The sequence below is a fragment of the [Clostridium] citroniae WAL-17108 genome, from assembly GCF_000233455.1.
In the GTDB taxonomy this organism is placed as follows: Bacteria; Bacillota; Clostridia; order Lachnospirales; family Lachnospiraceae; genus Enterocloster; species Enterocloster citroniae.
On the sequence record NZ_JH376421.1, the window covers coordinates 651,007 to 666,290 of the forward strand.

Annotated in this window: 12 protein-coding genes and 1 pseudogene; 3 read left to right on the plus strand and 10 right to left on the minus strand. The window is 48.5% G+C overall.

All coding sequences use genetic code 11. The features are described 5' to 3' along the window. Positions 1-323, plus strand: a pseudogene (locus tag HMPREF9469_RS12930) (IS110 family RNA-guided transposase); the annotation flags it as partial. A 159-nt stretch (positions 324-482) separates the two neighbouring features. On the opposite strand, the gene HMPREF9469_RS12935 reads toward HMPREF9469_RS12930, so the two are convergent. The 3 genes from HMPREF9469_RS12935 to HMPREF9469_RS12945 are packed head-to-tail and all read right to left on the minus strand — an operon-like array spanning position 483 to position 3,145. After that, on the minus strand, positions 483-1,523 hold the full coding sequence (locus HMPREF9469_RS12935) for an ABC transporter ATP-binding protein (RefSeq protein WP_007862570.1): 1,041 nt from the start codon (positions 1,521-1,523) through the stop codon (positions 483-485). Positions 1,524-1,536: 13 nt separating this feature from the next. Further along, on the minus strand, positions 1,537-2,319 hold the full coding sequence (locus tag HMPREF9469_RS12940) for an ABC transporter permease (protein ID WP_007862571.1): 783 nt from the start codon (positions 2,317-2,319) through the stop codon (positions 1,537-1,539). Then, positions 2,312-3,145, minus strand: coding sequence for an ABC transporter permease (locus tag HMPREF9469_RS12945; protein WP_007862572.1), 834 nt, complete (start codon positions 3,143-3,145; stop codon positions 2,312-2,314). Before HMPREF9469_RS12945 ends, HMPREF9469_RS12940 begins: the two co-directional genes overlap by 8 nt. Positions 3,146-3,340: 195 nt before the next feature. Here HMPREF9469_RS12945 and HMPREF9469_RS12950 point away from each other — a divergent pair, with 195 nt between their 5' ends. Further along, positions 3,341-4,267: a LysR family transcriptional regulator gene (locus HMPREF9469_RS12950; RefSeq protein WP_007862573.1), complete on the plus strand. Its 927-nt coding sequence runs from the start codon at positions 3,341-3,343 to the stop codon at positions 4,265-4,267. 98 nt (positions 4,268-4,365) lie between these two features. Here the strand turns inward: HMPREF9469_RS12950 and HMPREF9469_RS12955 are convergent, their stop codons facing one another. The 7 genes from HMPREF9469_RS12955 to HMPREF9469_RS12985 form a co-directional block, all read right to left on the minus strand. Then, positions 4,366-6,195, minus strand: a complete 1,830-nt coding sequence (locus HMPREF9469_RS12955) for a bifunctional metallophosphatase/5'-nucleotidase (RefSeq protein WP_007862583.1) — start codon at positions 6,193-6,195, stop codon at positions 4,366-4,368. 157 nt (positions 6,196-6,352) lie between these two features. After that, positions 6,353-7,645, minus strand: coding sequence for a UDP-N-acetylglucosamine 1-carboxyvinyltransferase (locus HMPREF9469_RS12960; protein ID WP_007862585.1), 1,293 nt, complete (start codon positions 7,643-7,645; stop codon positions 6,353-6,355). A gap of 325 nt (positions 7,646-7,970) precedes the next feature. Beyond that, entirely contained in the window at positions 7,971-9,047 is a 1,077-nt protein-coding gene (locus tag HMPREF9469_RS12965; protein WP_007862587.1) for an ABC transporter substrate-binding protein, read from the minus strand. A 184-nt stretch (positions 9,048-9,231) separates the two neighbouring features. Continuing rightward, positions 9,232-9,936, minus strand: coding sequence for an ABC transporter ATP-binding protein (locus HMPREF9469_RS12970; RefSeq protein WP_007862588.1), 705 nt, complete (start codon positions 9,934-9,936; stop codon positions 9,232-9,234). Then, a complete protein-coding gene (locus HMPREF9469_RS12975; RefSeq protein ID WP_007862589.1) occupies positions 9,923-10,693 on the minus strand; it encodes an ABC transporter permease in 771 nt (256 codons plus the stop codon). The genes HMPREF9469_RS12970 and HMPREF9469_RS12975 overlap by 14 nt, the downstream gene beginning before the upstream one ends. Then, on the minus strand, positions 10,683-11,291 hold the full coding sequence (locus tag HMPREF9469_RS12980) for a hypothetical protein (RefSeq protein ID WP_007862590.1): 609 nt from the start codon (positions 11,289-11,291) through the stop codon (positions 10,683-10,685). The genes HMPREF9469_RS12975 and HMPREF9469_RS12980 overlap by 11 nt, the downstream gene beginning before the upstream one ends. A 179-nt stretch (positions 11,292-11,470) precedes the next feature. Next, the gene (locus HMPREF9469_RS12985) at positions 11,471-13,951 is read right to left on the minus strand and encodes a cysteine peptidase family C39 domain-containing protein (RefSeq protein WP_007862592.1); all 2,481 of its coding nucleotides are present in this window, start codon (positions 13,949-13,951) and stop codon (positions 11,471-11,473) included. A gap of 237 nt (positions 13,952-14,188) precedes the next feature. On the opposite strand from HMPREF9469_RS12985, the gene HMPREF9469_RS32025 reads away from it, so the two are divergent. Beyond that, on the plus strand, positions 14,189-14,455 hold the full coding sequence (locus HMPREF9469_RS32025) for a hypothetical protein (protein ID WP_157140291.1): 267 nt from the start codon (positions 14,189-14,191) through the stop codon (positions 14,453-14,455). The last annotated feature ends 829 nt before the right edge of the window (positions 14,456-15,284 follow it).

Genomic DNA, 15,284 nt, shown 5'->3' on the forward strand with positions numbered 1-15,284 from the left:
GAGTTTACCTCAAACCTGCATTAGTGCAATGTGCTCATGCGGCCGTTAAATCCGAAAAGTCTCCTTACTACAAAAAGAAATATGAATCTCTTACAAAACGCCGTGGCAAGAAAAGAGCCATTGTTGCTATCGCGCGCATGATTCTTACTGCTATCTTCCAGATGCTATCTACTGGAGAAGTATGGAATCCGAGCGACTTATACAAAATCGATATGCCAGAAACCCTTGTAGAAAAACAAAAAGCTAAGGCTATCAAACAAGCTATGAAATTACTTGTACGTGAAGGTTTATATCCTCCACCACAAAAAACAGCAGCTTCCTAATTATCATTTAATAATCTACTTTTTCGAAAGTTGTCATTTATGACAGCTTGATTAAGTGCGCCATTTATTGGCTGACCTCTACTTTCTTTCACACTAATCTCCTCTTTCTTCCCCCTGTGGGAGGTTTATTCATAGATTTGCTTTAAAACCGCCGGTCATTTACCGGCCAACCAATACCAGCTTGTCCTTTGGAAGATACAGCCTCAGCTCTTCCCCCTCCCTGAACACATGGGAGGTATCCATATTCACCTTTAGTACTCCTGAGGCCGTATTTACCTCATACTGATAACTCTTGCCCAAAAAGGTCCTGACACCCACTGTGCCGGTCAGCACATTCTCCTGCTGTCCAGGTTCTGCCAGACGTATATCATCCGGCCTGATGGTTCCGGCAAAGTCCGGTCCATCCCACTCCATGTCCACCTGGAACCTGCTGTTGTCCCTTGCCCGGTACTCATGGTCCCCGCTGCGCTCCAGTTCAAGGAAATTCTCAAAGCCGATAAACCTTGCCACAAATTCCGTTGCAGGCCTTGTATAGATATTCTCGGGAGAATCGTACTGCTCAATCATACCGTTGTTCATCACAGCCACCTTGTCAGAGATGGAAAAACACTCCTCCTGGTCATGAGTCACAAACAGGGTGGTGATGCCCAGCTTTTTCTGAAGGCGCTTGATCTCCACCCTCATGCTGATCCTTAGCTTGGCGTCCAGATTGCTTAAAGGCTCATCTAAAAGCAGCAGCTTCGGCTCGATTACAAGCGCCCTTGCCAGAGCTACCCTCTGGCGCTGTCCGCCTGACATCTGCTTTGGAAACCTCTGGGCAAATTCAGTAAGCCCGCAGACCTCCAGTATATCCTTAACCTTTGTATCGATCACTGCCTTGTCCATTTTCCTGGTGCGCAGCCCGAATGCCACATTGTCATACACGCTCAGGTGGGGAAACAGGGCATAGCTTTGGAATACCAGGCCAAAATTCCTCCTGTGCACGGGAACCTTTGTCATATCCTCCCCATCCAGGCTGAATGTACCGCCCTGGGGATCGATGAATCCCGCCACCACTCTCAGCGTGGTGGACTTACCGCAGCCGCTGGGCCCCAACAGGGAAACCAGTTCTCCCTTTTCCACCTTTAGATCAAGTCCCTTTAAAATCTGTCTCTTTTTATCATAACTAACATCAATCTGGTTCAGGGTCATAAATGCCATTGTTATCCTCCTCCTATTTAGCCAGGGCAGCAATGCCCAGGGTTCTGTCAACGATCACCATTATGATCACGGTCGCTGCCATGAGAAGCACGGAAACAGCTGAAACAGTGGGATCATAATTGTACTCAATGTAGTTCATAAGGGTGGAGGGAAAGGTGCTGACTCCCGGCCCTGACAGGAACATGGATACAGGAATATTGTTAAAGGAATTGATAAATGCCAGCATAAAGGCGGAGGATATCCCGGATGTCACATTGGGAAGCACCACCTTAAAAAATGCGGAACGTTTGGGGCATCCCAGACTCCAGGCCGCCTCCTCAATGGAAAAATCAAATTGTTCCATGGAGGATCCCACCACACGGATCACATAGGGAAGGGTTACCATAAAATGGCCGGCCAAAAGGCTTACAAACACCGGGATCCTCAGTGTAAGAATCAAAAACTGGTACAAAATAAAGCCAATGACAATGCCGGGTACAATGGTGGGGGACAGGAAGATGGATTTCAGCATCTGCTTTCCCTTCACCTGGGAGCGCGCCAGGGCATAGGCCGCCGGTATCCCTACCAGCAGAGCGATCAGGGTTGCCAGCAGGGCCACCTCCAGGCTGGTGAGAAAGGATCTGCGAAAGGATTTCAGTGCAAACACATTGGTAAACCATTTTAAGGAAAATGATTCAATGGGAAATGTAATGGCGCTGCCGCCTCCAAATGCCGTGACCGTGATAATGAGCAGCGGCAGTCCCAAAAAGGCAAACACCAGGACCGCATATGCGGTTAGCAGCTTATTCTTATGCATAATTCTCTCCCCTCCTGTCCAGTCTGGCGGCCAGGGCATTAAATCCCTTGATCACAGCCAGCGTGATCACGATCATGATAAATGCAATCACCGATGCCCCGGTCCAGTCACCCACGGACATGGCCCTCTGGTAGATCAGTGTGGCCATCACCATGTTGCTGTTGCCTCCAAGAAGCTGAGGCGTGGTATAAGCGGTCAAAGTACCTGTAAACACCAGGATTCCGCCCACAATGATCCCCGGAAGGCTCATGGGGAAGATCACCTTCATAAACGCTTCCATCCTGGCGGCGCCCAGGCTCTGGGCCGCCTCCATCATATCGTCATCAATATTCTCCATCACGCCTGTGACCGTGACGATCATCAAGGGCAGAAACAGGTAAATGGATCCAATGATAATGGCAAAGTCCGTGTACAGCAGCTTGGCAGGTTTATCCACAAAACCCGCGGCTAAAAGAAACTTATTCACAATTCCATTGCTTCCAAGGATATTGATCCACGCAAAACTCCTGATAACGGAGTTGGTCATCATTGGAAAAATGGAAGCTGCCAAAAGAAGTCCCCTGTACTTTTTCTGACACCGGCTGATAAAGTAAGCGGTGGGAATCCCTCCCAGCATACAGACAGCGGTTGTGATCACGGCGATCTTAACCGTGCGCAGGAATATTTTCAGATAATACCCGTCCTTAAAAAAGTCCACGTAAAAGCTGAAGGGATAATCTCCCGAAAAAATACTTGGCGCCAAAACCCGCAGTAAGGGGATGGCAAGGCACACCAGCAGGATCACAAGGCCAGGTACCAGCATGATTAATGAACTGCTCTTTTTCATGATTTTCACACTCCATGCTGAATCAAAAGATTTATTAAGGTTGCTTATTTTAGGCTTTACGTTTATTATAAAAAGTAATATAATATACGTCAAATATATAAATTCTATATTTTTTATGCAGTAAAGCTATATTCACCTGTTTTTTTACAAATCATTTCCGTATCATAAAAGTAATGCCCTGTCAGGAGGAATTTTATGGATTTAAAAGAAGCACGCTACATCCTGGCCATTGCCAGACAGAGGAGCATCGGCAAGGCCGCCGAATCCCTGTTCATTTCCCAGCCCTCCTTAAGCAAGTATCTTAAAAACCTGGAAAACCAGCTGGGCGGGCCGCTCTTTTACCGCATGGATAACTGCTATACCCCAACCTATATGGGCGAACGCTATCTCCACTACGCGGAGCAGATTGCTGCTTACGGGGAGCAGTGGAACCGGGAATACGAGGATATCAGCCACAGGAAATACGGCCGCCTCAATATTGCCATCCCAATCATGATGGGAAGCACCCTCATCCAGCCCACCCTAATGGAATTCCACAACCTCTACCCCCATGTGACCATCAATGTGATGGAAGCGGTTAACTTCATAGCCGAGACAAGCTTAAAAGACCATTCCATTGACCTCACCTTTTATAATGTCCATGTATTCCCCAAATTATTGGACTATGAGGTCATGCAAAGGGAAGAAATTGTATTAATTTTATCAGCGGGACATCCACTTGTGTCCAGAGCAGTGGATAAACCTGGCTTTAAGCATCCCTGGATCGATTTAAACCTGTTTTCCGGGGAAAATTTTATCCTCCTTTATCCGGACCAGAACACGGGCGGCATTGCCCTTAAACTGTTTGAGGATTACAATATGGATCCTCCCGTACTTTTGCACACACGCAACAGCGAGATGTCCATCAAACTGGCCATGGAAGGACTTGGGATTGCATTTGCGCCGGAAAGCTACTATCACATGGCCGCTTCCCATGGCAGCCATCCGTCCCTCTGCCTGTCCATTGGAAAAAGCCCCATTGTCACAACCACCATCGCGGCTTATCCAAAGGGACGGTATCTGCCTCAGCATGCAAGGGATTACATGGAGATCATACGGAAATATTGCGCGGGGAAGCGGTAAACCGGGTTATTCTATTCCAAAAGAAAAAGACCCCCGGAGAGCGGCAGCTCTCCGCGGGTCCTTATGTGACATAATGAACCTGCTCTTCTTTTCCAATACTACTGAATCCGTATCCTTCCCTGACCCAGGGGATCCGCATACTCTGCGGTCACAGCCCCGCCCAGGCTTCTGATATAGGAGGACAGCACATCCACGTCCACCATCACCTCATCCTTGATCACATTGCATCCGTTAAACATGGTCATACCATCGCCTCCGGACTTTAACATATAATTGTGGGAGGCCACTGTGTAAGTACGGCTTAAATCAATGGGTTCCCCGTTTACCATAATGTCCTTCACCCTGTAAGGGCCGTTTACACTGATGAAATTCCCCTTCTCATCCAGTTTCACACTGGAGTTCACGGATGAATCAATGGTGTAGGTCAAACCAGACACCTGCAGGAATCCGCCGCACTCCTGGGGATAATCCCTGGACGCCATCTCCAGGGCATACTTGATGACCTGTCCTGTTGCCTCAACCACGCACCCCATATTTCCATAAGGGAATACTGCCAATGTATCATTGTAGGTGATATTTCCCGGCTTAATATCAGCCCTGATGCCTCCGCCGTTGCTAAGGCCGATATCAGCGCCCAGTTGTGTGCGGTAAGCATCCGCTGTCAGATCTCCCAGATTTGTCTCACCGCTTCTTACCCGGCGGTTTCCGTCTGCGGGATCGTTTACTGTAAGCAGGTAGGGAGTGGTCCCAAGCACTGTTTTTAATGTCTCATTGTACTGGCTCTGTATCCCCTTAATAAAGCGGTCCGTGGTGTAATCCACTGCTTTTCCGTTTTCATTGACAATGCTTCCCCCGGGGATCAGCAGATGGAGTCCCACCGGCAGCAGGTCCGCATTCTTAAGCTTGTCCAGATTGTGGTTGTAGATATCGATCCATCTGTCATAGGAACCCAGCTCCCTTTTTGCGATCCTGCTAAGGGTGTCGTTCTTCCGGACCACATAGTCCCTGGCCAGATCCATTGCCAAAACCTCTGACACCAGCTCTGTGCGTATGGTACCGTCCGTGCCAATGGTCAGCTTCCCAATGTTGTTCAGCTTTGTACCTGTCTGGGTAATGATTACGTCCTGTCCGTCCCTGTTTTTTGCTGTCATGCTTGGGGTAGTCTCATGGGAATGGCCGTCAATACACACATTGATTCCCGTAGTGTTCCTGATTATATTAACAGCACTCCACCGGTCCGTAACCCCTGTCTCTCCCAGATGCCCCACCATGATCACATAATCGGCGCCTTCATTCCTGGCAGCGTCCACACTTGCCTGGACTTGGCTGTACAGACTCTGTCCGCTTTCATCCTCACAAAAGGAATAGATGTAATTACCGGCCCCGTCCTGGAAATAAGCGGGAGTGGACTTGGTAAAGCTCTCCGGTGTGGACACGCCCACATATGCTACCCTGGTATCCCCGTATGTGATCATCTTATAAGGTGCAAACACGGCTGCGCCTGTTGCCGTGCTGATAAAATTACAGGAATAATAACCGCAGTTTAATTTTCCCGCCAGGTCCAAAAACCTTGCCATGCCATAGTCAAATTCATGGTTGCCCGGAACAGCCACATCATATCCCACCTGGTTCATGATATCAATGAGATATCCGCCCTCGGACAGCGTGCCGATCGGCGCTCCCTGAATGGCATCCCCTGCGTCCACAAGGGTAACATAGGGTGTCTGCTGCTGCATCTGCTTTTTGTACAGCGAAAGCCCTGCGTAGCCGATGTTGTCATCCACTCCGCAGTGGACATCGTTTGTGTAAAGCACCACAATATCCTGATCCGCGCCAAATGCAGTGACAGGCATACCGGCTGTAAGGGAACAGATCATTCCCACGGCCAAAAGCAGTGACAGCAGCCTTTGTTTCATTCTTTCTTTCATGAACTTCCTCCTCTCATACTTGAACTTTTAGGGTTAATTTAACTATAGCACATAAAGGGCAATGGCGGAACATTTTTCCAGTCATTAACAGCCAAAAAAATCAGGCCGTACATAGGATACCATCACCATGTACAGCCTGACTGCTCTTCAACCTCTATTATCCAACCCTCAGCTTAAACTTCTGAAGATCCCTGTCAGAATCCACTTTCTCGATCATTGCCCCAAGTCCCTGGAGCTTATCCTCAAAGCACTCATACCCTCTCTGGATATAACCGATCTCATCCACCACCGTATATCCCTCTGCTGCAAGACCTGCGATCACAAGGGCCGCCCCTGCCCGTAAGTCCGGCGCGTTTACCTGCGCTCCCGTAAGGCGCTTCACTCCATCAATCACAGCCACATTTCCCTCTACCTTTATGTTGCTGCCCATTCGGGCGAGCTCATCCACGTACTTAAAACGGTTCTCAAAAATGCTTTCCGTCACCATACTTGTACCACTGGCCAGCACAAGGGCAACCGACATCTGAGGCTGCATGTCCGTTGGAAATCCAGGATACGGCAGGGTCTTTATATCTGTGTGGCGCTGTGACGGTTTACCCACCACGCGGACCGCGTCATCAAATTCAATCACCTCACATCCGATCTCTATGAGCTTAGCGGAAATGGCTTCCAAATGCTTAGGTATTACATTTTTGATCATAATATCCCCTCTGGTAGCCGCGGCAGCGCACATAAACGTACCTGCCTCGATCTGGTCAGGGATAATGGAATATTCAGTTCCATGGAGCCTGTCTACGCCTCTGATACGGATGGTGTCGGTTCCGGCTCCCTTAATATTGGCTCCCATGCTGTTTAAGAAGTTTGCCACATCAACAATATGGGGTTCCTTTGCCGCATTCTCCAGAATGGTCTGCCCCTCTGCCAGGGCGGCTGCCATCATAATGTTAATGGTCGCTCCCACGGAAACAACATCCAGATAAATATGGCTTGCTACCAGGTCAATGGCATGGGCGATCACTGCCCCGCGCTCAATGACTACCTCTGCTCCCAATGCCCTGAAGCCCTTGATATGCTGGTCAATGGGCCTGCTGCCGATATTGCAGCCTCCGGGAAGGGGAACCTGGGCACTCTTATACTTACCCAAAAGAGCGCCTATAAAATAATAGGAGGCGCGGATCTTACGGATATATTCATCGTCAACGGATACTTCTTTTATATTGCCTGCGTTAATCTTAACAGTGTGTCTGTCAATCCGTTCAACCCTTGCGCCGATCTCCTGAATTGCCTCTAACAGTACATTGATATCTCTCACATCCGGCAGATTATCAATTAAAACATCTTCATCTGTCATGATCGAAGCGGCCAGGATACCCAGTGCAGCGTTTTTCGCTCCGCTTACGGTCACATCACCCACTAACGGGTTACCGCCTTTGATTATATATTGTTCCATTCCACACCTCTGATATTTATTTAAACAAATCTCATTTCTATGGATAATAGTCCTAAATAATTACGTAAAAATTTGTTCATAATTTATTTACATCTTTCTTAGATTATACCATAAGAATCAGATTTGTAAAGTAAAACGCGCCGTACAGGCCCCGGCCCCTTCCATCCGCGGGCTGATCCAACGGCTCTTTAAATATTCCGCCGTCTGTTTACATCCATGCAGACTGCCGGAAAAAAGACAAAAGGACACGGCCCGGATCCAGGTCCGTGGAAAGATTCCACAGACATGATCTCAGGCCGTACCATTTACCGGAGCTTATTGGTTTTTACTGAAAAAACAGTGTATTTACATCCAGTGCTTCTTCGATCATATCTGACTCCAGCATAAAATCAGCTGTTTTCTGGAAGCCGTCTCTGTCCTCATCGCTGATTTCCATGGAGAAATCATAATATCCATACATTTCCTTTACTGCCTCTTCCTCCAAATCCAGTTCCTGAGCCACAATTTTTAATGCCTCCTCCTGGTTATCCTGCATAAATCCGGAAATTTCTTCCTGGGCTTTCATGAAACGCTCAATCACATCCTGGTTTGCATCATAAAAATCCTGTCTTACCGCCACTGCAATGATGGCTTTGATCAGACCTTCCCCGTCAGCCACCATGTGGTATCCCTGCTGTTTTGCCTGATAAGCCGTGGCTCCTGCGATCAGCGCCACATCCACGCTGCCGCCATCCAGGCCCGCTTTTGCATCAGGGATTCCCATATTCACATAGTTAACATCCTCAATAGTCATACCGCCCTCTGCAAGATAGGCGACCAGCAGCTCATGAAGATTTGTGCCCGCCGGTCCGGCGATAGTCTTTCCCTTCAGGCTCTCCGGTGTGGTCAGGCTGTCATCCGTGGAATACATGCAGAATGCCTTGGGGGACCGGCTGTACATGTTAAGCACCTTGATATCAGCTCCATTGGCAGCTGACAGGATCACGGAGGTTGCGCCTACTGCATAGAGGATCTGCACATCCCCTGATGCCAGGGCCTGGGTCTGGTCCGCCCCTGAATTGATCTCCGCATACTCCACGGAAATCCCCATATCCTCAAAGCTCTTTGCAAAGATTTCCTGGTTCTTTTCAATGATGGAAGGTACGTTAAGAGGTGAAACCACATAGGTAAATACCAGCTTGTCAATACCTGACGCTGCTTTCTGTGTATCCGTATTCTCCTCTGTATTTCCTGCATCCTTGCCGCTCTCAGAGGAATTGCTCTCCTCTGGTGATTCCTTCTCTGTCTGTGACTGCTGTTCTGTCTGGGCCCCGGTCGCTGCTCCCGTGGAAGATCCGCCACACCCGGTAAGTGCTGTCACCCCCATGCAGATTGCCATTCCTAATGCCATTAATCGTCTCATAATCCATATCCTCCTGATTCTTACTTTGAATTTTTATAACTTTTCAGTACGGCCCATCTTCTTGACCGGAAAATTCGGTCAAGAAGCATCGGATGTCCATCCGATGTGAAAATGGGTGCAAAAACGGACTTATAAGCGAGCTTAACGCCCGCTTTTGCACCCATTTTCCCGCCGTGCTGAACTGTTACAAATTTTTTATAATATCCCTTTTCAGGGAAATAAACATGTCATCCAGCAGATTCCGTTCCCCTGTGGTCTCAGGAACCTGATACTGGGCCTTTACCAGCCCTTTTTCGATCACTACGATCTTATGCCCAAGGATCAGGGCCTCATCAATGCTGTGGGTCACAAACAGGATACTGCTCCCCTGTTTTTTCTGGACCCGCATAAGCTCCTTTTGCATCTGCTCCCTGGTAAAATAGTCCAGTGCCGCGAAGGGCTCGTCCATCATAATAAAGGACGGCTCATATGCCAGTGCTCTTGCAATGGCTGTCCTCTGCTGCATCCCCCCGGAAAGCTGGGAGGGATAAGCTTTCTCAAATCCATCCAGTCCAACGGTAGCAACAATGTCAGCTATTTTTCTACTGTCCTGCTCCTTTTTGCCAAGCCCAAACCTTATGTTGTTCCACACCGTAAGCCATGGCATCAGCCTTGGCTCCTGGAATACAAAGGCGGTCCTGTGGGATTCCCCGTATCGTATTTCCCCTTGGTCCACTTTCTCCAGACCGCCTGTCAGGCGCAGAAGGGTTGTTTTGCCGCATCCGCTGCGTCCCAGGATCACGGTGATCCGGTTGGACGGGACCTGCAGGCTGATGCCGTTCAGGACCTGGACCGCCCTGTCTTCCACTAAGTACTGTTTGTGTACATTTATAAGCTCAATCCCAGCCATTATCACAGGATCCTTTCAATAATTTACTGATTGCCAGGGCAAAGATACGATCCGTCACATATCCCACCATACCGATGACCAGGATTCCCACGATCACCTTGTCTGTTCTGGACATCTGCTGGGCAAACAGGATCATGTGGCCCAGTCCGGTGGATGCCGCCACCATCTCAGCCCCAATGATCGCCCTCCAGCTGTATCCCAGGCCAATGCGCATACCCACCAGAATATCCGCTGATGCATAGGGCAGGATGATCCGCAGGAACTTACGCCCTCTGGAGTATCCAAACATGTCCCCCACTTCCAGAAGCTTCCTGTCGCATCCTGTAAACCCTTTTACTATATTTAAGTACATGGGGAAAAAGGATGCCAGCACAATGATCACGGTCTTCGTTGTCTCCCCGATCCCACACCATAAGATCAAAAGCGGTATCATGCTAAGTGGCGGGACATTGCGGAAAAACTGGACCATATACTCATAATATTTGCCGGACGCAGGCAGCAGGGCCCGCGCCATTCCAAGGACAAAGGCCAACACAAAGGCAATTGCAAATCCCTTCATGACGCGGATAAAGCTTATATATATATCCTTCCACAGCTCCCCTGTGACCAGCATTTTTATAAAACTCTGCAGCACCTTGGACGGCGGAGGCAGCACATAGGCGCTGAGGATACCGGACCGGCTTACCATGTACCACACCAGCAATACGGCCCCGATTCCAATGAGGGGCGCCGCCGCATTTTTCCACCTATGCTTCATCCTTTACCACCCCATCTCCATTGTGACAGCCCCTGTGGCAATACAGCATTTCCACCAGACGGACCGTTTTCCACTCCCCGCCTTTTACATATTGCTCAATATCTTCCCTGCCTGTGAGGCTCTCCGTTTTAAATCCCAGCTCTTTAAAAAATCCAGGCGGTATGGGGCTGGACTCGATCACCTTTCCCTTGGGGCTCTGTCCCAGCTCCTTAAGCAGCCCATTCCACGTGACAAACCGGGTATCCTTTAACTTCAGTGCATTGCCCATATCCGCCAGGGAACGGCATGGGGTTGTAATGATCTTCTTTCCATCCCTCAAGTCTTCCCGTCCGCTGATCTCCCTTGCACAGTGGATCAGAATAGGCTCGATCTTTGCCACCTTCATCACATCCTTTACCAGTCCGCTGGCCATGGGACATCGTGCATCCGCCACTGTTTCCCCGCTTTCCTCAGTAAGCTTTTTATACTTGTCCTTTACGATCCGGCCCCAGTCCGTCTCACACCGCACCTGGTCCAGATCATGGGCTTTTAAAAATGCATCCAGTATACCGCTTTCATACATACTTTCCGTTACCGGATTAATCCATATATATGTCAATCCTCATTTCTCCTCACCTTCAAGGTTAGATTACCCTAACCAGCTTATACAGCATATCAAATAACAAGAAAAAAGTCAACTCCCTCCCAGCCCATATCCTGTCTCTGAGCACTGGAAGAAATTGACTTTTTACTTTTGACTTTTTACTTTTAACTTTTATGCTTTTGACTTTCTATTCTCTAATTCACGGACAGGGCGCACAGAAAATCATTCTGCAGATTATTAAAATACTCCGTGGCATCCCCCAGTCCCATTTTCCTGGTCTCCTGTGTCTGGGGATCATAGATGGTCACATTGTACTGATCGTATCCTGAAAGCAGTACATACTGTCCTGTCTCAACATAGGCGATCACGGGAATTCCCTTATCAATATAATACAGCACCTGGCTCAGACTGCAACCGTCCGCATCAATAAGGATCAGTCCGTCCTCATACATATTGCTTCCCGTAAAGGAATCCAGGTACTTTGTCACCTTCCTGGCTTCATCCACCGGCGATTTAATGGTTCTGATATTTCTCCGGTTAATCCTATCCCACACAATGTGCTGGTTTCCGTCCGTTACAAATCCCATCTGTCCATATGCCATTGACACCGCGGTGCTGAAGTTTCTGGATGCTCCTATATAATGGCCGCCCCCATACGCATAAAATACCATATCGGAATCCGCCTGCACGGCGCTGGCCGTACTCACATCCAGGGTGCTTGTATATTCATAGGAAAATGCTTTTGGCGCTGATGTCTTCACCTTGTCCGCATTTGTATCATGGTCCGCCTGTACAAAATATACCCTTCCCTTTTCCTTGGAAGCAAAATACCCGATACCTGCCATGACATCCTGATCCACCTTCTGATTGCAGACAATGGTGTCCTGGTCCTGGTACATGTACTGGTTTTCCCCCAAACGCACCAGGCGCTTCAGATGGATCCTGCCTTCCTCAGCCACCACATCGGCAATGTAAATTCCGTCTTTCCTGTACTCGCTTTCCACCTGCATCTGGTTGTCCACAATATACATAGCGTACATGGGGCTTCCCTTTCTCCGCCCATTGACGATCCAGCTGTCCCTGGAATTGCTAAGACCGTAGATCAGGTCATTCCCGACAAATCCCAGCACTCTCACATAATCTCCCTGAGCTCCTACGATTTCCTGTTTCTGGGCTGTGTTAAAGTCCATCACATGCACCTTATCCGACTCATAGAGCTTGGAACCTTCCTGCCAGGCAACGCGGCTTCCGTCCCCGCTTACTGCAAAACTTCCCTCTGTAAGGCCCTGGGCAACCACCAAAGACTCATTGCTCTTTAGATCGATCCCATACACACTTCCCTCCACCATCAGGTACATCATATTATTGGCACTGAGGTAGGAAAGGTTGTTTACATCCTCCCGGATCTTTTCAAAGGATTCCGTGGCCGGCAGATAAAATTTTTCATTGACCGTATCCTGTGCCCAATCATAGCTGTAAAACACGATTCCCATTCGTCCTTCATATTTACCCCTGTTCATATATCCATAGACAAGAAAATCCACGGTTCCATTGTCCTGAACAGATAATATTTTCACATCATGCTTATTGTAATTACTTCTGACACCGTCATCCTGACTGCTGTCAAATGTAAATACACGCACCATCTGGTTTTCCTTCTGGTCGTAGCACCACAGATCTCCCCCTGTTTTAAAGGCCAGATATTGGGAATTTGTACTTTTGGCAGCTCTCACCATGGTATCATTTGTAATACCAAGGAGTATTTTCTTACCTGAAAATGCTTCCGCGCTTCCCTCAAATATCTCATTTGCATTCCGCTCATAATTCATGAGATAGATACGCTGTTCATTCCATTTCATGGTAAAATTGTCCTCGGTATCGATCAGAACGGGCGTATGGCCGCTTTCCTCCAGGGATACCGTATACCTGACCCGGACCTGACCCATGATCCCGTCAAACTCCTGAAGTGTTATCTGTGGTTCTCCCACCATTTCCACATCCATTCCGTCCCAGGTCAGGTGATTAAAGCTGGCCCTGATGGTAACATGTCCAAGAGAACTGTTATCCTCCGTATCACTGGTCTCCAGATATGACACAAGGTCCCTGGCCTGATTGTAATCCAGGCTCTTCCTGGTAAACTCTTCAGCCAATGTCACCATATCATCCGCATACGTGTTATCAGGCCACATGATCCTGGTATAATAATGGATCGTCTTTTCGCTGGTATTGACCGTCAACGTAAGGAAATACGGCTCGTTCCTGATCAAAAGATTCTGGATCGGCAGCGTGGCTTCCGTACTTCCACCACTGCTTTCCCATTGAGAAAGCTCGGTCCGTTCGATCAGCCGGTCCATGGACAGGTTTCTCACCTCATAGCTGATACCTGTAATGGTATTTCCATATTCCGCAATCCGTATATTCATTCCACGGTTTTCAGGCAGCACAGAGATACTCTCCCTGGCTGCCTGATTCCCCATCTCCTGCATATAACCATGCAGGCAATTGATCTCTTTTCCATTTAACTCAGTATATATGACCGGCAGTTCCGGTTCATCCATAGAGGTGTATACAGTATACTCCTTCTCCATGGTATTTCTGGCACTTACAAAATAAACGATAATGGCCGTTATAAATATCAGGAATAAAATCCCTACTTTTTGTAATGTTCTTTTCATATGTGAATCGTTTCCTCATAAACAGGTTTGTTTTGTATCTTTCTATTATTTTATATAATAACCATGAAAACTACAACTTAATCTTTTCTAAATTTTATTAATGCTAAACCCCTGGTACAGCCTTTATTAAATAACCGGGTATATATGGTGTGATCATTCAAACGATCGTTCCTTTTCTAAAAGATACAAAATCCCCTTGAACACCGCCTGTTAAACATCTCATTGAGAAGCAGCACCTTGATCATATCCCTAAGCCATGACTGCCTTGGATCCGGCTTTGGTCTGGGGGGCGGGGGTACCGGCCTCGGCGGCTGCGGTGGTCTGGGCGGCTGCGGTGGTCTGGGCGGCGGGGGTACCGGCCTCGGCGGCTGCGGCGGTCTGGGCGGCGGGGGTACCGGCCTCGGCGGCTGCGGCGGTCTCGGCGGCTGCGGCGGCCTTACAGGACCTGGACCCATGGGTGGTCTTCCTGGTCCCGGTCCCATGGGCGGTCTTCCCTGGCCTTGACCTGGTCCCATGGGCGGTCTCTCCGGCCCTGGTCCCATGGGCGGTCTTCCCTGGCCTTGACCCGGTCCCATAGGCGGTCTTCCCTGGCCCTGGCCTGGTCCCATAGGCGGTCTCTCCGGCCCTGGTCCCATGGGCGGTCTTTCCTGACCCTGGCCCGGTCCCATGGGCGGTCTTTCCTGACCCTGGCCTGGTCCCATGGGCGGTCTTCCGCCTTGCGTCCTAGCCATTTCCTTTCCTCTCATCTCCTGGATTTCCATTTTTTCTTCCAGGGAATGTACATTAAACCCATTATCAAATTCATTACTATTTTTTAAAAGGCTAGAACGACTTCCATTCCCACCCGTGTTAACCGCACGTATGGAAGTTGACTCCGCTATATGTTCTGAATTATGATCCTGTGCCTTTACCATGTTGTTATCTGGTCCCTGATCTGAATAATCCGGGATTATGTCCAGACGCTGCATATCCTTTTTCAGTTCCGCCATCTCCAAAGCGCTTTTATCTGCTTCCGTTATGTTCCACATGCTTTGCACGCGCTCCGGCCCTTCGGATGAAATGACTGTATTATAGATGGAATCACATAGCCGGTTTATCATCAGATGATCCGGATACTCATCATACATGGGACTGTTTTTATAATCCAGTCTGTCACATGCTTCTGATACATATCCCTGAAGTATTTTAATTCCTGACGGATACATACTTTTCAGATACTCTATATCCTGCATTTACTCTTCCTTTACCAAGTTTCTCTTACCAATATCATATGCACGTTCTTCTCACTCTGCCCCTTTCTTTTGTTTTTTCTTCAAAAATAATATAAAACCGG